19 protein-coding genes are annotated in these 22465 nt (G+C 43.0%); 9 read left to right on the top strand and 10 right to left on the bottom strand.

Going from position 1 to position 22465, the window contains the following annotated elements; translation table 11 throughout:
• The first annotated feature begins 2 nt into the window (after positions 1 to 2).
• The 5 genes from rplQ to GGE08_RS08520 all read left to right on the top strand — a co-directional run bounded on the left by rplQ (position 3) and on the right by GGE08_RS08520 (position 6300).
• Positions 3 to 506 (top strand): 50S ribosomal protein L17, encoded by a 504-nt coding sequence (rplQ, locus tag GGE08_RS08540; protein WP_179384468.1) that lies wholly within the window; start codon positions 3 to 5, stop codon positions 504 to 506.
• 97 nt (positions 507 to 603) lie between these two features.
• On the top strand, positions 604 to 1716 hold the full coding sequence (gene carA, locus GGE08_RS08535) for a glutamine-hydrolyzing carbamoyl-phosphate synthase small subunit (RefSeq protein WP_179384467.1): 1113 nt from the start codon (positions 604 to 606) through the stop codon (positions 1714 to 1716).
• A 226-nt stretch (positions 1717 to 1942) separates the two neighbouring features.
• Positions 1943 to 3235, top strand: coding sequence for a phosphopyruvate hydratase (gene eno, locus GGE08_RS08530; protein WP_179384466.1), 1293 nt, complete (start codon positions 1943 to 1945; stop codon positions 3233 to 3235).
• Positions 3236 to 3355: 120 nt separating this feature from the next.
• Positions 3356 to 4894 (top strand): glycogen synthase, encoded by a 1539-nt coding sequence (locus GGE08_RS08525; protein WP_179384465.1) that lies wholly within the window; start codon positions 3356 to 3358, stop codon positions 4892 to 4894.
• Between the two features lie 122 nt (positions 4895 to 5016).
• Entirely contained in the window at positions 5017 to 6300 is a 1284-nt protein-coding gene (locus tag GGE08_RS08520) for a citrate synthase (RefSeq protein WP_179384464.1), read from the top strand.
• Positions 6301 to 6357: 57 nt separating this feature from the next.
• Here the strand turns inward: GGE08_RS08520 and GGE08_RS08515 are convergent, their stop codons facing one another.
• Positions 6358 to 6825: a hypothetical protein gene (locus GGE08_RS08515; protein ID WP_179384463.1), complete on the bottom strand. Its 468-nt coding sequence runs from the start codon at positions 6823 to 6825 to the stop codon at positions 6358 to 6360.
• A 283-nt stretch (positions 6826 to 7108) separates the two neighbouring features.
• Between GGE08_RS08515 and GGE08_RS08510 the strand changes: the two genes are divergently transcribed.
• Both GGE08_RS08510 and ctlX read left to right on the top strand, forming a co-directional pair.
• Positions 7109 to 8023 carry a dimethylarginine dimethylaminohydrolase family protein gene (locus GGE08_RS08510; protein WP_179384582.1) on the top strand — a complete coding sequence of 305 codons (915 nt, stop codon included), beginning with the start codon at positions 7109 to 7111 and terminating at the stop codon, positions 8021 to 8023.
• Between the two features lie 82 nt (positions 8024 to 8105).
• A complete protein-coding gene (gene ctlX / locus GGE08_RS08505) occupies positions 8106 to 9011 on the top strand; it encodes a citrulline utilization hydrolase CtlX (RefSeq protein WP_179384581.1) in 906 nt (301 codons plus the stop codon).
• Positions 9012 to 9958: 947 nt separating this feature from the next.
• Here the strand turns inward: ctlX and GGE08_RS08500 are convergent.
• The 5 genes from GGE08_RS08500 to GGE08_RS08480 form a co-directional block, all read right to left on the bottom strand.
• Positions 9959 to 10522, bottom strand: a complete 564-nt coding sequence (locus GGE08_RS08500) for a putative toxin-antitoxin system toxin component, PIN family (RefSeq protein WP_179384462.1) — start codon at positions 10520 to 10522, stop codon at positions 9959 to 9961.
• Positions 10512 to 10967 (bottom strand): helix-turn-helix domain-containing protein, encoded by a 456-nt coding sequence (locus GGE08_RS08495; protein WP_179384461.1) that lies wholly within the window; start codon positions 10965 to 10967, stop codon positions 10512 to 10514. Before GGE08_RS08495 ends, GGE08_RS08500 begins: the two co-directional genes overlap by 11 nt.
• A gap of 177 nt (positions 10968 to 11144) precedes the next feature.
• Positions 11145 to 12647: a carboxypeptidase-like regulatory domain-containing protein gene (locus GGE08_RS08490; RefSeq protein ID WP_179384460.1), complete on the bottom strand. Its 1503-nt coding sequence runs from the start codon at positions 12645 to 12647 to the stop codon at positions 11145 to 11147.
• 260 nt (positions 12648 to 12907) lie between these two features.
• Positions 12908 to 14329 (bottom strand): SDR family oxidoreductase, encoded by a 1422-nt coding sequence (locus tag GGE08_RS08485; protein WP_179384459.1) that lies wholly within the window; start codon positions 14327 to 14329, stop codon positions 12908 to 12910.
• Positions 14326 to 14751 (bottom strand): hypothetical protein, encoded by a 426-nt coding sequence (locus tag GGE08_RS08480; RefSeq protein WP_127140058.1) that lies wholly within the window; start codon positions 14749 to 14751, stop codon positions 14326 to 14328. Before GGE08_RS08480 ends, GGE08_RS08485 begins: the two co-directional genes overlap by 4 nt.
• 93 nt (positions 14752 to 14844) lie before the next feature.
• Between GGE08_RS08480 and argS the strand changes: the two genes are divergently transcribed.
• A complete protein-coding gene (argS, locus tag GGE08_RS08475; RefSeq protein WP_179384458.1) occupies positions 14845 to 16623 on the top strand; it encodes an arginine--tRNA ligase in 1779 nt (592 codons plus the stop codon).
• Between the two features lie 58 nt (positions 16624 to 16681).
• On the opposite strand, the gene GGE08_RS08470 is transcribed toward argS, so the two are convergent.
• On the bottom strand, positions 16682 to 17410 hold the full coding sequence (locus GGE08_RS08470; RefSeq protein WP_179384457.1) for a bacteriorhodopsin-like: 729 nt from the start codon (positions 17408 to 17410) through the stop codon (positions 16682 to 16684).
• 97 nt (positions 17411 to 17507) lie between these two features.
• Between GGE08_RS08470 and GGE08_RS08465 the strand changes: the two genes are divergently transcribed.
• On the top strand, positions 17508 to 18437 hold the full coding sequence (locus GGE08_RS08465) for a Brp/Blh family beta-carotene 15,15'-dioxygenase (RefSeq protein WP_179384456.1): 930 nt from the start codon (positions 17508 to 17510) through the stop codon (positions 18435 to 18437).
• On the opposite strand, the gene GGE08_RS08460 is transcribed toward GGE08_RS08465, so the two are convergent.
• The 3 genes from GGE08_RS08460 to GGE08_RS08450 form a co-directional block, all read right to left on the bottom strand.
• Positions 18393 to 20963: a carboxypeptidase-like regulatory domain-containing protein gene (locus GGE08_RS08460; RefSeq protein WP_179384455.1), complete on the bottom strand. Its 2571-nt coding sequence runs from the start codon at positions 20961 to 20963 to the stop codon at positions 18393 to 18395. The genes GGE08_RS08465 and GGE08_RS08460 overlap by 45 nt on opposite strands.
• Complete coding sequence (locus GGE08_RS08455) at positions 20941 to 21852, bottom strand: FecR family protein (RefSeq protein ID WP_179384454.1); 912 nt, start codon at positions 21850 to 21852, stop codon at positions 20941 to 20943. The genes GGE08_RS08460 and GGE08_RS08455 overlap by 23 nt, the downstream gene beginning before the upstream one ends.
• Positions 21853 to 21928: 76 nt before the next feature.
• The gene (locus GGE08_RS08450) at positions 21929 to 22429 is read right to left on the bottom strand and encodes an RNA polymerase sigma factor (RefSeq protein ID WP_179384453.1); all 501 of its coding nucleotides are present in this window, start codon (positions 22427 to 22429) and stop codon (positions 21929 to 21931) included.
• Positions 22430 to 22465 lie beyond the last annotated feature (36 nt).

The following is a 22465-nucleotide window of genomic DNA, read 5'->3' as shown; positions in this document are numbered from 1 at the left end:
AGATGAGACACGGAAAGAAGTTTAATCACTTAGGAAGAACAGCTGCCCACAGAAAGGCAATGTTGGCCAATATGGGATGTTCCCTAATTGAGCATAAAAGAATCAACACCACGGTTGCAAAAGCCAAGGCGTTAAAACAGTTCATCGAGCCCTTGATCACCAAGGCAAAGACCGAGAACAACCAGACTACCGAAAAAGGTACGCACAACAGAAGGGTTGTTTTTAGTAACTTGAGGAGCAAAGAAGCCGTAACGGAATTGTTCAGCACTGTTGCCGAAAAAGTAGGTGACAGACCAGGAGGTTACACAAGAATCATTAAATTGGGTAACCGTTTGGGAGATAACGCTGATATGGCCATGATCGAGTTGGTAGATTTCAACGAGCTATACAACGCAGGTAAGCCCAAGAAAAAATCCACCAGAAGAAGCAGAAGAGGCGGAGGAGCCAAAAAAGCGGAAACTCCGGCACCAGCGGCTGAAACCAAAACTGACGATTCTGAAGAATAAGAAGAATGTTATTAACTATTGTATTTTAGGAAAAAGGATAAGTGAGAACTTATCCTTTTTTTATGTTTTTTTGCCATAACAGAAACTAGAGCACGACATGAAGTATCACACAAAGAAAAAAGCGTTGATTTTGTTGGCGGACGGAACCATATTTTATGGGAAAGCCGTAGGAGGAAGAGAAGGAACCGCAGTAGGGGAAGTATGTTTCAATACCGGAATGACAGGTTACCAAGAGATTTTTACTGACCCATCCTATTATGGTCAGTTGATGGTGACCACCAATGCGCATATCGGTAATTATGGCGCCCATTTGGATGAAGTGGAATCCGATTCCGTTAAGATTGCCGGCCTTATCTGTAAAAATTTCAGCTATGAATACTCAAGGCCCAGTGCCGATATGAGTCTGCTCGAATTTTTGGACAAAAACAACCTATTGGCCATCTCCGATGTGGATACCCGTGCTTTGGTAAGCTACATCAGGGATAATGGGGCCATGAACGCCTTGATCTCCACCAGAGTGGATGAAATCGATGCCTTGAAGGAAGAGTTGAAGCAGGTGCCCAGTATGGAAGGTTTGGAGCTCTCATCCAAAGTATCCACCAAAGAGCCCTATTTCTATGGTGACGAAAACGCGGATATCAAGATATCCGCATTGGATATCGGAATCAAAAAAAATATCCTGAGAAATCTGGCCAAACGCGGAGCATATATTAAAGTGTTCCCATACAATACTTCCTATAGTGAAATGAAGGAGTTTGACCCAGACGGTTACTTTATATCCAACGGACCCGGTGACCCGGAACCGTTAACCGATGCAGTTGCTGCAACCAAGGAAATGATAGCATCGGACAAACCGTTGTTCGGAATTTGTTTGGGACACCAAGTTTTGGCCTTGGCCAACGGAGTTTCCACCTACAAAATGCACAACGGGCACAGGGGAATCAATCACCCCATCCTCAATTTGATTACGGGAAAAGGAGAAATCACCTCCCAAAACCACGGATTTGCCGTAAATAGGGAAGAGACCGAGGCACATGCCGAACTGGAAATCACCCACACCCATTTGAACGATCAAACCGTGGCGGGAATCAAAATGAAGAACAAGGATGTGTTTTCAGTGCAATATCACCCAGAAGCAAGTCCGGGTCCACACGATGCAGACTATTTGTTCGACCAGTTCTTTGATTTGATCAAGGCTAGGAAAAACTAAGAGTTTGTTCAGTAATTTGTGATTGGAATTGTTACAGGCCATTTTTTGATGCAGTTTGAGGCACAATTTTTAAGCATAGCCGTGGTTACGGTTCAAAAATGTAGCTCTAAAACGTTATAGTTTTGTTTTTAAGCAATTAAGTGCGTTTTGTGAGCCATATCTTGAAGTAAAAAACGCGACCTTTTGTATCTTAGCCCAATAATCACAACTAAAACATTGATTTAAAATGAGCATCATTATCAACATTCATGCAAGACAGATATTGGATTCCAGGGGAAATCCAACCGTAGAAGTAGATGTAACAACCGAAAATGGAATAGTGGGAAGGGCTGCGGTACCTTCTGGAGCCTCTACCGGAGAGCATGAAGCCGTTGAGTTACGTGATGGTGGCGCTTCCTTTATGGGTAAAGGTGTTGGCAAAGCAGTCAATAACGTCAATACAATCATAGCCGAAGAATTGATCGGAACATCGGTATTTGAGCAAAACTATATCGATCAGACCATGATCGAGTTGGATGGTACGTCTAACAAATCAAAATTGGGGGCCAATGCCATTTTGGGCGTTTCCTTAGCCGTGGCCAAAGCCGCCGCCAATGAGTTGGGTATGCCTTTGTACCGATACGTAGGTGGCGTAAGTGCCAATACACTTCCCGTTCCCATGATGAACATTATCAACGGAGGCTCCCACTCGGATGCACCCATCGCGTTCCAAGAATTTATGGTGATGCCGGTAAAGGCAAAAGATTTTAGCCATGCCATGCAAATGGGGACCGAAATCTTCCATAACCTCAAAAAAGTATTGCACGACCGTGGTTTGAGTACTGCAGTAGGGGATGAAGGTGGTTTTGCACCAACCTTGGAAGGTGGTACCGAGGATGCCTTGGATACCATCGCCAAAGCTGTGGAGAAAGCGGGCTATAAATTAGGGGATGATGTAATGATTGCATTGGATTGTGCCTCTGCAGAATTTTATGTGGATGGTGCTTATGATTATACCAAATTCGAAGGCAGTAAAGGAGTGGTAAGGACCTCGGCCGAACAAGCCCAATATCTTGCCGAGCTATGTGAAAAATATCCGATCATTTCCATTGAAGATGGAATGGACGAAAATGACTGGGAAGGATGGAAAATGTTGACCGATAAAATCGGTGATAAAGTTCAGTTGGTAGGGGATGACTTGTTCGTGACCAATGTAGAGCGCTTGTCCCGCGGAATCGAGAACGGGATTGCAAATTCCATTTTGATCAAAGTAAATCAAATCGGCACGTTGACCGAAACCATCGCCGCTGTGAACATGGCGAAGAATGCAGGTTATACCTCTGTAATGTCGCACCGATCTGGAGAAACTGAGGACAACACTATCGCCGATTTGGCCGTAGCATTGAACACTGGACAGATAAAAACCGGTTCCGCTTCAAGGAGCGACCGTATGGCCAAGTACAACCAATTGCTCAGAATTGGGGAAGAGTTGGGAGATATTGCCTACTACCCTCAGGAAAAAGCTTTTAAGGTGAAATAAGCATAACGATTATTTAGCATATAAAAAGCCTTTTCCATTTGGGAAAGGCTTTTTTTTTGTTTCAATAACAAACTTTGGTTAAATTAAGGGTTCACTAATCTACGATTCAAATTCTCCCGCATGAATAACTTTCTTTTTGTCGCCGCCGAAAACGATGCTTTGGACAACTGCAAAGCAGGTGGCATGGGCGACGTGGTTCGCGATGTACCGAGGCAAATCTCTGAACGGGGCGATAAGGTACACGTTGTAGTACCAGCCTACTCCCGATTGCATCATGGGGGATTGCCCAGGACCACGTTGAATTTTACCTTACGTGGTTTGACCTACACTGCCGAACTGTACGAGGTGAAGCCCAAAAAGGAATTCCCCAATATATTTCATTACGTATTGCATCATCCAGAGATAGAGGCAGGTGATATCGCGCACATCTATCATAACGACCCAGAAGAGCCGTTCTATACGGATGCCATCAAATACTTTATATTTTGTACTGCCGTGGCTGAAGCTATCAAACAAGGCGCTTTTGGAGAAGTGGATATTGTTCACTTGCACGATTGGCATGCAAGCTTATTGTTGTTTTTGAGGGAATATCATCCTGAATATACCAATTTAAAGGACATCCGGATTGTGTATAGCATTCACAACCTCGCCATTCAGGGTATTCGCCCGTTCGATGGTAACTATTCCTCCGTAAGGAATTGGTTCCCCAATGTGCCTTTGGACTATCAAAAGTTGATGGACCACAGGTATCAGGATTGTATCAACCTTATGGCCGTGGGCATCCGCTTTGCCGATGCCGTTCACACCGTATCGCCATCATACAAAGAGGATGTTCTGAAACCGAGTTCCCCGCCAGAGTTTATCGGGGGAGAGGCATTGGAAAAGGATTTACAGAAAGCGGACGAGGAAGGCCGTTTGTTCGGTATTTTGAATGGCTGCAACTACAAGAACATCAATAAGGAAAAGAAGGGCAATATTTATCGAAACACGGTAAAGGCACTTTTTATGTGGTTGCAGGAAGAGTCCAAAAAGTACAAAGCGGATTTCTTGGCCCATACTGGTGAAAAGATTATGGCCTTTGTGGACGAACGCCCCAAATTTATTGCTTCCAGTGTTGCACGATTGACGGAGCAGAAGTTTTACTTTTTTATGCGATCGCCAGAAGCTTTTGTGGAAATTTTGAAGCGACTCGAAAAAGTGGATGGCATCTTTATGTTATTGGGTACGGGCGCACCGGAGTATGAGGAGCTTTTTAGAAAATTGAGCTACCAGCACAAGAACTTTATCTTTACCAATGGCCAATCCGAAAAATTGATCGATTCGATGTATTTGGAATCCGATCTTTACTTTATGCCCAGCTTGTTTGAGCCCTGTGGTATTAGTCAAATGTTGGCCATGAGAAATGGAAACCCTTGCTTGGTGCACCATACGGGAGGATTAAAGGATACCGTGGAGCACATGAAAACAGGTTTTAGTTTTGATGGCGACACGTATGATGAGAAAATTACCAACATGCTGGAAACCTTCGACGTGGCCTTGGATGTTTTTGCCAACGACAAGCCGACTTGGAAAAAAATACAGGCGGCCGCACGAAGAAAAAGGTTTACTTGGCAGAAGTCCGTGGACGAATATTACAAGTTGCTCTACCAACTGGATTAGCAATTGGCGAACCACTTCTTTTTGAGTGTTAAGAAGAACACAAATACCTATCGGGAATTGTTAATGGTCGTGCTTTTTCGTAATTTTAACATTCTATTTTTACTAATCTATTAAAATATAAAATGTCGGATAAAGCTATACTCGAATATGGGGGGAAAAGGTATGAATTCCCCGTTATTAAAGGTACTGAAGATGAATTGGCCATAGATATCAAAACCTTGAGGGCCGAAACAGGAATGGTGACGATCGATCCCGGTTATAAGAACACGGGTTCTTGCGAAAGTGCCATTACCTTTCTGAACGGAGAGAAGGGAGTTTTGAGGTATCGCGGATATTCCATTGAAGACTTAGCGGAAAAGGCCGACTTTTTGGAAGTAGCATATCTTTTGATATTTGGTGAACTGCCAAACAAGGAGCAGCTCGAAAAATTCCATAGTGACATCAAGGAAGAGTCCCAAGTTGACGAAGAAATGAAAAAGATATTGGATGGCTTTCCAAAATCGGCACATCCTATGGGCGTACTTTCTTCCTTGACCAGTGCTTTGGTAGCCTTCAACCCATCCTCTGTGGATGTGTCTTCAGAATCTGCCATGTACAATTCCATTGTACGCATTCTAGCCAAATTTCCAGTATTAGTGGCTTGGACAATGCGTAAGAAAAAGGGACTTCCATTGGATTATGGGGATGATAACCTTGGGTACGTGGAGAATATCCACAAGATGATGTTCAAAAGACCAAATCAAGAATACAAACGCGACCCGATTGCCATTAATGCATTGGATAAATTGCTGATTCTTCATGCAGACCATGAACAGAACTGTTCCACTTCCACTGTTCGAATCGTAGGTTCTTCGCATGCAGGACTTTTTGCATCCCTTTCAGCGGGTATCTCCGCACTTTGGGGACCACTTCACGGAGGGGCGAACCAAGCAGTACTTGAAATGTTGGAAGCCATTGAAGCCGATGGTGGCGACACCAAAAAATATATGGCCAAGGCCAAGGATAAGGATGATCCGTTCCGGTTGATGGGCTTTGGACACAGGGTGTACAAAAACTTTGACCCAAGGGCCAAAATCATTAAAAGGTCCGCCGACGAAGTGTTGGGCAATCTAGGTATCCAAGATCCGATTTTGGACATCGCCAAAGGATTGGAAAAAGAAGCATTGGAAGACAGCTATTTTGTAGATAGAAAATTATATCCCAACGTGGATTTCTACTCTGGAATCATTTATCGTGCCTTGGGAATTCCCACAGAAATGTTTACCGTAATGTTCGCTTTGGGAAGATTGCCAGGTTGGATCGCACAATGGAGGGAAATGCGCTTGCGCAAGGAACCCATTGGAAGACCAAGACAGGTCTACATTGGGGAGAACCTTAGAAGTTTTGTTCCATTGGAAAAAAGGTAAGACTTGGGGCGAATAAAATGAAAAGGGGCAGTTTGCCCCTTTTTTTGTGGCTCAAAGTTATAGCTTGCCTATCATATTTTGGTTGAGGTGCTTGTCTCTTTCCAAGCACATGCGCATAATTTCATAATGGTAGTGTTTCTGGATAGGTGAAACATCTTCATCCATAACCGCACTTTTGGCATTTTGGAAAGTTTTATGGATAAAATCATGGGCATCCACCGTGCTCAGGTTTTTGAGGGTGGAATCCAAGGAGGCCCCATATTTTTTAGCGGATTGACTTACCTTCTTGTAATCCCATGCCACATGTTGATCGGTCAATTGATGCGTGTACAAGCCAAAACCCTCTGGAAGATCTTCTTCTGTGATACAATCATCATATTTTACGGAGTAGACCGATTCGATGGGAGCTTTTGGGCCGGTTTTGGAGATAAAATTAAAATGCTCCATATTTGAAATGGCATTAATGCTGCCCATCACAATAAACACACTCGCCAACAAAACAAATGTAAGTACTAATTTTTTCATAAGTAGGAAAAATCTTATCACAAAAGTAGTAATTAAAAGATATCATCAAACTGATATTTGTCAGTTTTTTGATAAACACGTACATTTTAACTATTTGGATAACACGAATTTCCCTTAAGATTACATTCCCTTGTTTTACGTTTAAAAAGGTTAATAAATCAATGCATTTTCTGCAATGTAGCAATGGTAAAATTGTTGTAAAACACTAGATTTGCCACAGAATTGTAAGGGATATCATCCCAAATCGCAAATGTCGATAGTTTCGACTTTAAAAGACCCCAATATGTTGGATTTGAACATAGTAGATGAAACCAGTAGATTAAAGGCCGTAATCTTGGGCACAGCCGAGAGCAATGGCCCAGTGCCCACTATTGAGGAAGCTTACGACCCTAAATCCATTGAGCACATCAAGGCAGGTACCTACCCAAAAGAGGCCGATATGATCAAGGAAATGGAGGCCTTCGCGAACGTATTCCAAAAGTATGGGGTAAAGGTGTACCGTCCAGAGGTGCTACAAGATTGCAATCAGATATTTACACGCGATATTGCCTTTGTTATCGAGGATAAATTGTTCCATGCCAATATTTTGCCTGATAGGGAAAGGGAATTCGAGGCCATTCATGAGGTTTTGGATATGATAGCACCGGAGAAAATCGTACGTCCCCCCGAGGAGGTTCATATTGAAGGTGGTGATGTTATGCCATGGAAGGACCATATTTTTATTGGGACATACACTAAACCTGATTATGCCAGCTATATTACAGCCCGCACCAATCAAGCAGCGGTAGAGTTTATCCGTGAAATGTTTCCGCACAAAACGGTGAAATCCTTTGAGCTTCGCAAATCCAATACCGATCCCAGGGAAAATGCACTTCATTTGGACTGCTGTTTTCAACCTGTGGGGACCAACAAGGCCATTCTTCATAAAAATGGTTTCTTGGTAGAGGAAGAATATCAGTATTTGGTGGATTACTTCGGTCCTGAAAACATTTTTGAAATCGATAAGGAAGAAATGTATCAAATGTTCAGCAATGTGTTTTCCATTTCACCCGAAGTGGTGGTATCCGAAAAAAGCTTTACAAGGCTTAACAATTGGCTCCGTGACCAAGGATTTACCGTAGAGGAAATACCCTATGCCGAAATTGCCAAACAAGAAGGCTTGCTGCGTTGCAGTACCATGCCATTGATCAGAGCATAAATCTTAACCCAATTTTCTGCTGCCACAGGAATCATCAAAAAAAGTCAACGTCTTGAAAAAACAGATTACCAATACCATTTTAATGGTACGCCCCGTGAATTTTAGAATGAACGAGCAGACTGCCGTCAATAACTATTTTCAGGAGGATCCCCATCTAAAGAACGCTGAGATCAACAAAAAGGCTCAGGAAGAGTTCGACCAATTTGTAAAGGTTCTTCGGGAACATGGTGTGAACGTAGTAACCATTAGCGACAATTTGGAGCGGGATACCCCTGATTCCATCTTTCCGAACAATTGGGTTTCCTTTCATCAGAACGGGACCGTATGCGTGTACCCAATGTTTGCCGAAAACCGGAGAAAGGAGCGTCGGGAGGACATATTTGAGTTGCTCGAGGACAACGGATTCCAAATCGATAACATTATGGATTACACGGCGGCCGAAGAGGAAGGTATTTTCTTGGAAGGTACTGGAAGCATTTTAATGGATAGGGTAAATCAAAAAGCCTACTGTGCCCTTTCCGAACGTGCCGATGAAGACCTTTTTATCGAGTTCTGCGAGGATTTTGATTGTTTTCCTGTCATTTTTCACGCTAACCAAACTGTTGAAGATAAGCGTTTGCCCATTTACCACACCAATGTGATGATGGCCATGGCGGAAACCTTTGCGGTAATCTGTTTGGATTCCATCGATGACAAAAAGGAACGAAAGAATGTGGTGGATCACCTCAAAATGGACGGTAAGGAAGTCATTAGGATTACGGAGGAGCAAATGTGCCACTTTGCGGGCAATATGTTGCAGGTAATCGGCGCCAATGACCAACGTTTTATGGTGATGAGCACCCAAGCGTACAACAGTTTATCGGATGCGCAGATCAAAACCATTGAAAAGCATTGCGGCATTATCCACAGTCCTTTGGATACCATTGAAACCTGTGGAGGTGGTAGTGCACGATGTATGATGGCGGAGGTGTTTTTGCCCAAGGCGTAAGTTTCGTCATCCTGAACCTGTTTCAGCATCCCATTGTTTGACACGCATGCCTGCCGTAGGCGGGAATTGCAAAATTTCTCAGTTGTCAGGCCGAGTGTTCCAAATAGGGTTTGGAATGTATCGAGACCTTTGCCTGTTTTCAAAAATCGATTCTCGATACGGCTTGCTATCGCACGCCACTCGAATTGACCGCCGTCATGCTGAACTTGTTTCAGCATCCCATTGCTTTATACGCCTTGGCTACCGCAGTCAGGAATTGCACAAATTTCCCGAGATACTTTTTGGTCATTTCGAACGGATGTGAGAAATCTGAGAATTAAAGTGATTTCTCAATTGATGCTGTGCATCTCATTTCGAAATGACGTTCGGTCACCCTGAAACCCTGTGTGTGAGGATTTTTTAGCTGTCAGGCCGAGTGTTCCAAATAGAGTTTGGAATGTATCGAGACCTTTGCCTGTTTTCAAAAATCGATTCTCGATACGGCTTGCTATCGCACGCCACTCGAATTGACGATTTTTGGCGAATTTAATCTCAACTATCTAGTTTCATTTAGTTAGCTCAATTGATCCTTGATTCCTTAATCTAATCGAAATGGATCGCATGGCTTCAGCTACATCCTGTATCTCCCTTCTGGAGAATGTATCCACTTCTAAAAAGAACAACATAAACATCCCCAACTCCAAAATTTGGGATAGCTGTTCTGGACTACCGTAATTATCTATAATCCAATCACTAAAAGTTTCATCTTTGTCCATATCAGGAGCAAGAAAGGTGTTTTGAGGAAGTGGGTGCATGTCATATATGACAACAATAGGGGTAACAGGTATAAGTTTAAGGGAGAATTATCAAAACCAATATCATTTCCTTTATTTTATCAGCCATGCCTTGGATATTCCTTTAGCGGAAATCTGCAGAGTAGAAACCAACAACGTTAAAAATAAGAAGAATTAGAGTTGGGAATGTAGAAAATTTGCGGTATCTGTTAAACCTTGTTTTCTGAGGATATTAAGCACCTGATATTCATCCAAATCTGGATTTCTACGGTTGAGAACCATTTCTTGAAATGCTTTTATGGCCTCTTCGGGATTAAGGTCAATAATATCTGTTAAGAAATCATCAGCAGTTTTGGCCGTTAGTCCAAAAGAAGAAAGATAGTCTTTAGGGAAATCCTTTATATTGTTCGTTACTATGACATTGGCATTGGTTTTGATCGCCGCAGCCAAAACATGGCAATCCTTTGGGTCGGGCAATTTTAAGCCAGGAATCAGTCCGGAGTAATTGTTGACCAAGGCATCTGGAAAAGCTAAATTGGCCTTTTCGACTCTTTTCTTTGCTTCGCTGGGTGGAACTCCTTTACGTTCCATCACACTTGCCCATTCATCAAAAATGTGTTCGCTCCACTTTGGGGTGTATAAGTCATAGTGGGCGAACCAAAAAAGTAAGTCACGAATTTCGATTGGATAAATGACATTCGTGTCCAATACGCAGATGAAACGCACGCTATGAATCATACAATCCTGTTTCTTCGTCAGATTTCATAATGTCGATAATGTGTTTTTTCTGGGCCGCTTTCATTTTCCTTTTATATTTTAACACATCTTCGAACTTGACCCTTCGATGTTTACCGATTTTAACAAACTCTATTTCTCCGCTTTCCAATAACTTGACAAAGTGAGGTCTGGAACAACCCAATATCTCAGCGGCTTTTTGAGTGGTTACCTCGGTTGCAATAGGAACTAGGGAAAACGGTTTTCCTTTACTCATTGCCTCAAGAATATCACCCAATAGCTTTAATGCACTCAAAGGAATCTTAATGCGATCCTGGGTTTCCTCAATCTCAATTTCGGGATTGTTAGATTTTAGTTGCTTGATTATCGATGACAAAGCATCATAGGATTTGAGTGCAACTTTTTGCTCATCCTTTGAGGGTTTATTGATATTTTGAAAGGTTTCCATAGCGTACATGAGTTTTTGTTGTACGAAATAAACGAAATAAACGAAATAAACGCACTTAAAATATGTTAAAATTGATTAAAGTGTGTTCAAGTGGTTATGGATGAAATATTTAATCAGGTTTAACAGGTTTTCATACAGTTGAATGGTCTTATCCATTAAAAAGCGAAAACAGACGGTTTACTCCTCCGCCGTAAACCCACGTATGGCTTGATTGGGCTCCATAATAGTATAGCCTTCCCAAAACTCGGGATTGTAGCGGGGCATATAGGTGGCACGAACGGTCTTGTCCTCGGTAAAGTTGTTAAAGTCGTTTTGGGCAATCTCGTCTTGGTTGAACACCACCAATTCCCATTTGGAAGTGATGTTCATTCGAAAATCAATGTTGAGCTTGAGTTCGTTCTGTTTGCGGCGCCCCTTTACGTGCTTGTTTTTTTCTACGACTTTTAGGGGGCGGTCCACACCAAAATATTTACCATCGGCCAATTCCATAAACTGGAGGTCGTACCTGCCATTGGGCAATTTGGCGAAACGCATGGTACCCTTGTACACGTTTTCTCGGTAGGTTATACCCAGCAGCCTAAAGTTTCGTAGGCGTTGGGTATTGGTAAAATCCAATCGCATTACCGCAAAATCCTCAATGTTGATGTATAGCCTTCCCTTAAAATCGGCACTGCTCCGTTTGGGCCAAAAATCTACCACGTAAACCCCTGCATCGCCCATTTCGGCATAACCGGAAAGTTTAAAATCGTAACGTCGGGTCTTGTCCACAAGATCCAATTTAGTGTCCTCTTGGTAATAGAGTTGCCCCAGAAGTTCCTTGAACTGCCAGCGCTGGCTGTCCACCAGTCCCGAAACACTGTCTTTTTCCATTTGGGCCTTTACCTTTTTTAACTGGTCCACCCGCTCATCATCCATGGTGTCCAAAATAGAATCCACTTGGATTTTTTCACTAAAAATGCCCGACTTTATTTTAAGATAGGACCCCGGTTTTACGTTTTGAACAAAGATGTCCTCCATGTGTTCGGCCAAATCCTCGAAAGAGCCTACCTCTCGTTTATCGTACAAATCGGCGGCTTTGATGATGTTAACTTTGTAGTCCGTATTGTGTTTGTAGAGGTCGCCAAAACTCTCTGTATAGTGCGAAGCATTTTTGGGTATGCTGTGCGATATGCTATCCATCAATTCCTTGTTCAGCTCCTTTATGGATGATTTTTCAAACCCAAAATCGACTTTCTCCATGTTGGCCAATTCCGCCTTGCGGAGAAAAAAGCGTTGTTTTACGGGAGTTTTGTTCACATTGTTGGGGATGTTTTCAATCATCTTTTCAATGATATCATCCACTTCCAGTTCCTTGTCAAAAACATAAACTCCGCTAAGCTCAATGGCTTTGGGGTCAAGCTGAAGCAAAGTGTCCTGCAACTGTTCCAAGGTGAATCCCTTTTTGCCGTATCCCATGGAAGTGATGTAAATGGAATCGAGCGTAGCCTCTTCCAAAACAAAACTGAAACGGCCTTCCTCGTTGGTGATTACCCCGAGTTGCTCACCGTATTGCACCGTGGCGTAGGGAATTCCTTTTTGGGTCTTGGCATCGACCAAACGGGAACTTATGGTCTGAGCGGAAAGCGGGACACCTAGCAATACAACTATACATGTGCTGAAAAATGACTTTGAAATTGACATGTTTGCTCTTTGGGTTTCAATGATAAGACACCTTTTCGGGGGCAAAAGGTTGCCTAGGGTTAGACGAACTTGGACCAATTTTGTGACAAAGTGCGAAGAAAAAAGCATTTCCCGATTGTGCTTAATAGTATTTTAACAGCGTTGGAGTCGGGAGTTAGAGGGCCATTGTCATTTCGAGCGCAGGCGAGAAATCTAAAAGAGATTGGACAGATTTTTCCATCGTTGCCTTGCAACTCATTTCGAAATGACTTTGTTATCCTTCAGACTTTTGCAATATTCTTGATCATGTTCCCGAAAATAAAGAGGTGGAACGGCAATACGGAATACCAGTACAATCTGCCCCATAATCCTCTAGGACGAAAGGTGGCGGTTTGATACAGCTTGCCATCGGCAATCTTGAACTCCAACCAAGCTTCTCCAGGCGTTTTCATTTCGGCGAAAAGTAGCAACCGTTTTGATTTTTTATCGGCCAATAACACCCGCCAAAAATCCAATGCGTCACCGGGGAAAATTCGGTCTGGATGGGTGCGTCCCCTTCTCAGTCCGGGACCGCCCACCAATTTGTCCAAAAACCCACGGAACTTCCAGAGCCAGTTGCCATAATACCAACCCGTTTCCCCGCCAATGCGCCAAATGTTTTCCAAAACGGCCTGCTCATCCTTGATGGGAACCGACTTCTTGTCTTGCAAGACCCCATATTTTGGGACTTGGATATATTTTTCGAGGTCCTCCTGAATCTGTCCGCTGGCAATGCTATCCTTCCAACTGCTAATAACAAGGTTTTGCTCTATTTTTTTGAAGGCCATGTCAATGGCTTCTTCGTAACTGTGGGTTTCCAGACCCAGCATTTGTTGCAAACGATTATCCTCGGCAACGACTTCCATCTTCATGCTATCCACAAGGTTGACGGCTAATTTGTAGGAGGTAGAGGTCACAAAATAGAGCCAATAGGACGATAACTTCGGGGTCATTACGGGAACGGTAAAAATCCAATTTTTAAAGCCCCGAACTTTAGCATATCCGTGAAGCATATCTTTATATGTAATCACATCTGGCCCACCAATATCAAAGGATTGCCCGTAAGTATCCTGATTGCCCAGAACGCCTGTTAGAAATTGGATAACATCCCGAATGGCAATCGGTTGTGTTTTGGTGAGGACCCATTTGGGTGTTATCATTACGGGTAGTTTTTCGCAGAGATCGCGGATAATCTCGAAGGATGAACTCCCTGACCCAACTATGATGCCTGCTCGAAGCACGGTCAATTCAAAATCACCTTTATAGAGAATCTCCTCGACGTTTTTACGCGAGCTCAAGTGCTTGGAAAGTTCTTTGTCGTTCACAATGCCGCTCAGGTAAATCACCTGTTTGCATTGCGTGCCTTTCAACAGGGTATTGAAGTTTTTCGCCGCTTGGGCCTCTTTTTCATCAAAATCCGATACGGAGGAGGTCATGGAATGTATCAGATAATAGGCGGCATCAATGTTTTTTGGGATGTTTTGGTTTGCCGGGTCTTCCAAAAAATCAATTTCAACAACCTTTATTTGGGAACGCACCTTGGCATCTACCGAAAGTCGTTTTTCATCGCGCACGGCACAGATGACCTCGTGCCCCATATCCAAAAGCTTGGGCAATAGCCGCATTCCGATATAGCCATTGGCCCCGGTCAACAATATTTTCATAGGTCTTCGATGTTGGTGGGTAGGTTGTCCGCTCGGTAATCCAGTAGTTTTTTAAAGAATTTTTGAACGGCCTTGGTATCGGAACGTACTTTTATAAAATATTGGTCCATATAAATGGAGTAGATGGCCATGTCGCCTTTGTATACGTTCAATTTGTAATAGGGGATGATGAGTCCGTAGGTTTCCAAGCGCGATCGAAACCGCACAATGATGCCATTGGGACGTAGCTCAACGTTGCAAGAGTTGGTATTGCTGTCCAAAATGAGCAGATTGTAGATATCCAGACTTGCTTCGGTAATGAACAATTTTGGGGAACCGATTCCGCCCATGGCAAAGCGCTCCCTTATGGGAATCGGCTTGCCAACGGCTTCGTCTATTTTTTTGGTGATTTTCTTATCGTTGTAGGATACGTTCAATAACATATTTAAAAATAATCAAATTACGGCGGACCATCTGCCAATAGTGTGCTAAAAGCCCAAAAAATACGTAGTTTTGCGCCCTGAAAAGCCTATGAGATGAGTTTGCAGAACGATTTGACCCAAAAAGTGATCGAGGCGGTGAAACAACTATATCAAGTTGAGCTGCCCACGGTAGAATTTCAACCGACCCGAAAGGATTTTGAAGGCGACGTTACGGTTGTGGTATTTCCCATGTTACGGCACGTAAAAGGAAACCCAGTTCAAATTGGAACCAGGATAGGGGAGTATTTGGTCGAAAATGTGGATGAGGTGTCCAAATGCAATGTGGTGCAGGGCTTTTTGAACATTGTGATTGAGGATAGCTACTATCTTGATTTCTTCAATTCAATTTCCAACGAAACTGATTTTGGCTACGTAAAATCGCAATCTGATGATGCGGTGATGGTGGAATATTCATCACCCAACACCAATAAACCATTGCACTTAGGGCATATCCGAAACAATTTATTGGGCTATTCTGTAGCTGAAATATTAAAGGCCTCGGGTAAGAAAGTATACAAGACCCAGATCATCAACGACCGAGGCATCCATATCTGCAAGAGCATGTTGGCCTGGCAGAAGTTTGGCGATGGCGAAACACCGGAATCTTCGGGTCTTAAGGGTGACCACTTAGTAGGGAAATATTATGTGGCTTTCGATAAGGCCTACAAAGAGGAGATAGCTCAACTTATCGATGCTGGAATGCCAAAGGAGCAGGCCGAAAAAGAAGCCCCCATTTTGTTGGAGGCACAGGAAATGCTTCGAAAATGGGAAGCGGGCGATGAGAGCGTAGTTTCCCTTTGGAAAAAAATGAACGGTTGGGTGTATGATGGTTTTGCCACGACCTACAAAAATTTGGGTGTTGATTTTGATACGCTCTATTACGAAAGCGATACCTATTTATTGGGTCGTGATGTAGTGAAGGATGGCCTGGAACGTGGTGTTTTCTTTAAAAAGGAGGATGGCAGTGTTTGGATAGACCTTACCGATGAAGGCCTCGATGAGAAAATTGTACTACGTTCCGATGGTACCGCAGTGTACATGACCCAAGATATTGGTACCGCGATTCAGCGAGTGACCGATTTCCCGGATATCAACGGTATGGTGTACACCGTGGGCAATGAGCAGGATTACCATTTTAAGGTATTGTTCCTTATCCTGAAAAAGCTAGGGTATTCCTGGGCGGAGCAATTGTACCATTTGAGTTATGGTATGGTGGACTTGCCCAGTGGTAAGATGAAGAGTAGGGAGGGTACCGTAGTGGATGCGGACGACCTCATAAAAAATATGGAGGATACCGCAGAATCCATTTCCCAAGAACTGGGCAAGTTGGACGGATATTCAGAAACGGAGAAAAAAGAGTTATACCGAACCATAGGTTTGGGTGCCCTTAAATACTACATCCTAAAGGTGGATCCCAAAAAACGGATTCTTTTCAACCCTGAAGAATCGGTGGATTTCCAAGGGAATACCGGCCCGTTTATTCAGTATACCTACGCCAGAATTCAATCCATTTTACGCAAAGCAGAAGGTGTCGGGTCGAGCGCGGTCGAGACCTCAATGGACTTGCACGAAAAGGAAAAGGAACTATTGAAACAGCTGCAATCGTTCCCTGAAACGGTGCAGCTGGCCGCTGAAAATTTTAGTCCAGCTTTGATTGCCAATTTCACGTATGATTTGGTGAAAGAGTTCAACTCGTTTTACCAGCAGGTTTCCATTTTGGGCGAAACGGACGAGCAGAAGAAGGATTTCCGGGTTCAGCTCTCCAAAAAAGTAGGGGAGGTGATTCAATCCGCGTTCCGATTATTGGGGATTGACGTTCCCGAAAGAATGTAAAAAAATGGCCATGTTTTGCATGGCCATTTCTTCTAAGTTTAAGTAAAATGATATCGGATTAAGCCTTTTCGTTGGCGATCACCGCCAAATTATAAACTACAAGGCCAAACCCAATTTTGTTAATGGCATCTCCGATGTTGTAGATAACATCCATGGATAGTCCATTGAAAATACCGTCGTACCATCCTGGAGTACCTGCCATATACCCAATCGGATAAATGGCCCAACCTACTAATACGAACCAGCAAAGTGTTCTGTGGGCGGAAAGTACAGCGCCTCCAGCTTCTCTTGCCAATTTGTTGGCGCCTCCCAGCCAAATTTCATAAACGATTACAAAGTAAGCGATACCGGAAATAAGACCCCAAATCTGTGCTTGGTCACGGTAAACGGTCTCTCCTAGGTAACCTGTAACCAGCATGATTACGGATAGCGCGATCAATTTCCACATCAACGCTTTCTTGGCACCAGCTACTTTTAGGATCAAATAAAACTCAACGCACATTAGGGGAACTGTCAGAATCCAGTCCACATAACGGAAAAAGGTGGGCGATTCACCATTGGCTGCCCAATAATCACGCATGTACCAATAGTGCACTGCAGCAATGAACGTAATTAATCCTGATACTAAAATGGAAGTTCTCCATTTACGGTCAAAACTGTTCATTGACAAAAAGAAGAAGGCCGATGCGGCCATCATGGCCATACACCCAACAAAGAAGGTGAAGCCAACGTAATCATTGGTAGCAATTTTAGCCACCATGGGTAACGAAGTAATTAAACTTTCCATAATACAATTATTTTTTGTTTAACTAAAAGTATAAAAAATTAAACAATATATTTATATTTTTGTATAACTTTTTTTATAAATAATTAAACAAAGAGTATTGGATATTATCAGAACAACAAGTTTTTTGCTGGTAGCCACCTTTTTTGGGTTATGGCTATCGGTATATTTGTCCTTGGAATTGGAGCTGCTCTTATCCTTTTTGCTTATCGGTACCTTCGGGATATTACATGGCGCAAATGATATTGGTGTGCTGACCAGCTATTTTCAAAAAAGAGGGGCCAATATCCCACAAACGGGCATGACCATGCTTTATATTATAATGATAGCATCCATCTGCGCCGTATTTTATTTTTTCCCCACCATCGCCCTAATGCTCTTTATCCTGTTTAGCAGCTATCATTTTGGGGAACAGCATTGGAATACCACCTTGGCCGGAAACTTTAAAGGCAAGCCGTTGTTTTATCTACTTTATGGTGGACTGATTTTATTTATGCTGTTCCATGCGCACCGCGAACAAGTGGTCCAGATAGTATTGGATATTACCGGACGGGATGTTCCCTCGCGGGTAATTGGTCAACTATTTCTCGGGATGGGGATAGGGGTTGGCTTGTTTTTCCTGTATTTTGCCTCTGCCAGGTTAAGGACCTATTCCATTTTGCTGGAGCTGTTCCTATTGGCAGTTTTTTATGTTGTCTTCAATACCGCCTCGTTGTTGCTGGCCTTTTGCATCTATTTTGTGGTTTGGCACAGCATTCCCTCTTTAATGGATCAGATGAAATTTCTTTATGGGGAAGTGAGCTGGAAATCGTTCTACCGTTATTTCAAGAGCAGCTACCTCTATTGGTTGGCTTCTTTGCTAGGAACTTTAATCTTATACCTTTTATTAAGGAACACTGAGGAAATTTTGGTCCCTGGTTTGATTTGCTTTTTGGCCTCGATTACGGTTCCCCATGTGTTGGTGATGACAAAAATTGAGGAGTACCTAAAAGCTCACCCTGAAACTGATGTTGGGAGTAATGCCCAATGAAAAATTTTCAATGGTTTCGATTTCATCGTCCTCATTCACCCGATAATATTTATTGAGGCTGTTTCTTCGGTCCGTAAAATTTAAGATGGATAAGCCCGCATTGGCCTTGATGTTCCTAGCAAGCTGAAAATGGTAAATGGCTGAGGCATCCGCCCTAAAATAGTTGGGCAAACGGCTATTGTTCGGGGACTGGAAATTGATGCGGGGCGGCACAAAGTCATTATTTAGGCCCTCATCCCCCTCAACGGGTTCCGTAAAGGGTTTACCGGTCCTATAATTGAGTCCAATACTTAACTTTAAATCTTTATAGGTATAGGTGCTGGCAAGGGTTATGGTGTGTCGAATGTCCAAATTGTTGGGGAAAGTTGGAGGTGTTATGGAATCGAAAGTGTAATCGTTTTTATTGTAGGCATAGGTGAACCAAGTACTGTAATTGTCCCCTTTTTTGTTGATGAGCAATTCAACTCCTTTTACATCATAGCTGCCGATCTCCCCGGCAAATTGATTGGGATTTTGGAAACCTTGGGTGCTCGTGCTGATGCCATCCACATGTTTGTAAAACCCTTCAACGCCGATGTAAAGGTTATTTTTTTCGTAATTGAACCCAACTGAGCCCTGCTTACTGGTGGTAACGGGCAAAGAATTGTCGTTGGAAAGTATCCACCTGCGTTTTTCAATTCCTAAAAAGTTTTGCTCCAAATCAATGATCTGGTTAGTGGTCTGGCTTTTGAATTCACCCAAAACCTCAGCTCTAAGATAGTTGGCCAGTTTAAAATTGAGGTTGAGTCTGGGTTCGATAATCACTTTTTGAAAGGTGTTCAAGTTCTCGATAAAGTTGACCCTGGCCCCGAGACCACCTATAAACTTGTTGCCGGGTGAACTGTAGTTGAGTTCCGAATAGGGAGCATGCGTTCGTATGACACCTTTTATTTCGCTGATAAAATTAGGCTCGTTGATAACCGTGGCATTGGTAATTCCCGTTTCGATATATTGGTAACCATTGCTCCAGCTCCATCCATCGGTGATAAGATATCTGGTGTCCAATTTTAGTGCGTTTTCCGTTACTTGGTTGTTCTGGAACAACTGCTGTACTTGGTTGGCAAAAATGTTCTCCGCATCCAGATCATACTTGGAATAGTAGATATTGAGATGGGAGGAAAATCTTTCGGTCCAGCTACTTGTCAATTGCCCACCCACCGAAATGTTATCCTGTTTCAACAGACTGATGTTCGTTTCGTTGAGAGACACGTTGGTTTCTTCAAACCTTAAGTTGTTTTTGATTTGGATGGCACTGAGGCTAATTTTATGGTCTGGATTCAGGTCGTAAATAATCTTTCCTGAAAAGTCATAAAAGAAAAAATCCTCGTCACGGGTAAACTCATCCTCTACGGTGTTGTTGTTCTGCAAGGTAATCTCACTATCCTGAAAGGCCCTATTGATAAATTGCTTGTAGGTTGGAGTACTCAAAAAATCGGTAGCCGAACGTCTTGCGGCGAACTGTACTCCCAATTTTTGGGTTATTGGGATTTCGGCATAAATATCACCACTTATCAAGTTGAAACCACCTCCACCTTTAAAGGTTTGGGGCACGGTATTGCCGGTTTCCATTTGGATCACACTGCTTACCCCATCCCCAAAAATGGCAGGGGTTCCGTTTTTGTATACGGTCACCCTATCCGTTTGATATGGATTGAAGGCGGAAATCAACCCAAAAAAATGACCGGATTGGTACATTTTGATGCCGTTCCACAGTACGAGGTTCTGGTCGTTGGTTCCTCCGCGAACATTGATGTCGGATACGGTCTCATCAATACTTTTGATGCCTGGCAATGCTTGTACAGTTTGAAGGATGTCCGGTTCTATCAAGCCGGGCAGGATACCAAACTCCGCCGTGTTCAGTGAGATGCTCGCATCACTCTCCTTTATAATTCCAGAGGTAAGATACTTGTACACAAATACCTCGTCCAACTCTTCGTAACGCGGTGACAACAGGATTTTAGGACATCCCCCTTGCTGGATGATCGCTTCAACATTGATGTATTTGGTATCATAGCCCAAGTATCGAATCCTTAGGGAGGCATCGCGGGATACGTTTTCCAAACGGAATGAGCCATCGGAATCGGTAACAATGGCGACATTGAAGCCCATCACCTCCACCGTGGCACCTATGACGGTATTTTCCGCAAAATTATCCAGTACCACACCACAAAGATTGACCCGATTATTTTTGGAAAGGGCGTAGTAACGATCATTCAATTTTTCGGGGATGATCCGGAATTTATCCTGGATATATGTTAGAATATCAGTAAGGGAACTGAGGTTTTCGGGAATCTGGATGGCATAACCTTCCAAATCTTCGTTCAAGTAGGAAAATTTAATATCAAAACGGTCCTCCAAGGTTTGAATGTACGAAATAAGGGAAACGGAGGGTTCTTGTTTTTCCTGGGCCTGCAAGTAAATGCCGCCCATAAAAAACAGGAAAACCAGTATGGTGCCTATATTTTTATTGAGGTGTGTTCCCAGCATAAAAAAGTACATTGTCTCCTTCTACCTTATAACGAGTTTGGGAGGGGGTACTTATACTTTTTAACGCCATATTCAGGTCGGTGTTGTTGAAAGATCCGGTAAATAGTAAATCGGTATTGATGTTTTCCGTGTTGACCTGCACATCAAATTGCCTTTCCAACTCGGCAAATACATATTTCAGGGGAATACTTTCAAAGCTACTTTCGTTGTTCATCCAAGAGGGTTGGGTTCCTTCGGGAGTTCCTGTAACTTGCTTTCCATTGATGACCACATAGGAGTTACCAGCAGGCAACTTTATTTCTTTGCCATTGTGGGTAACACTTACCAAGCCCTCATAACAGGTCACCTCAAAGATTCCTTTCCTGTTTTCTACGTTGAATTGGGTTCCCAACACGGTTACGGTGCCCTGTTCTGTGGAAACCGTGAATTTTTTTCCTTTGGCCACCTTAAAAAAGGCTTCCCCGTCCAATTTGATGTTTCTTTGATTATCCCAATTCTTTTCACTGTAGGAAATACGGGAATCCGCATTCAAAAACAGTTCGGAATTGTCAGGAAGGATAACTTCGGAACGTTCGGCAAAACCAGTAGTGACCTTTTCGTTCAAGGAGTTGATATAAAAGTAGGAACCGGTAAGTAGTATAGCAATAACGGCAGCAACCCGGAGGAATTTCCTAAAGGGATTCAAGGAAATGACCTTAGGTGCCTTGGCCATGTGCTCTTCCTTAAAACGGAGCAAGGCTTGGTCCACATCAAAATCGGGAGCCTGTAAACCGCTGGAAGCTTCCTTCAGTTTTTGGAAGGAAGCATATGCTTCGGAAGCTTCGAATTCCTGAAGCTCCTGCTCTGAGAGCTCTCCGCTCAACCATTTTGCCAAATAATTTTCTTGCATGGGTCTTATGCTTTACGTTATGATAACAACTACCTATTAAAATACCCTACCTTACCACCTTAAAAATAATCACCTGCTAGATTCCGTCTATATGTTCCCGTAAACTTTTAAGGGCCAAATGCATTCTTTTTTCAATGGCTTTTACACTTACCCCTTCCATTTCGGCGATTTCCGCATATTTTTTTCCATCGATACGGTTGAGCAAAAAAGTGGTACGCTGATTTTCTGGAAGGGCATGCAGTGCATTGTCCAATTTTTTCTGGTATTCCTTTTCCTCCATTAAAAATTCGGGCGACTCGTTGGTTCGGTCCCTAACCAGGCTGTCCGCATGTTTGAGCCTTACCTTTTCCGCTTTGATTACATTTAGGTAAAGATTGTTGGCCACGGTGTAAACAAAGGATTTGGCTTTTTCTGGACTTACCTTGGCACAATTCTCCCATAACTTTACAAAGGCTTCTTGAACGGCATCATGGGCCTTTTCTTCGTTCCCAAATTTGTAAAATATATAATTAAAGACCGTTTTGGAATGGGCCTTGAACACTTCACTGAAAATATGGTCCTCGCAGACGTTGCTCATAGCGGGAAAATTGTTTGTTGGTCAAATATATTTGAA

It is taken from the genome of Allomuricauda sp. ARW1Y1, from assembly GCF_013407935.1.
In the GTDB taxonomy this organism is placed as follows: domain Bacteria; phylum Bacteroidota; class Bacteroidia; order Flavobacteriales; family Flavobacteriaceae; genus Flagellimonas.
The sequence above is the reverse complement of the archived record's forward strand: the minus strand, read 5'-3'. Positions and strand labels throughout refer to the sequence as shown.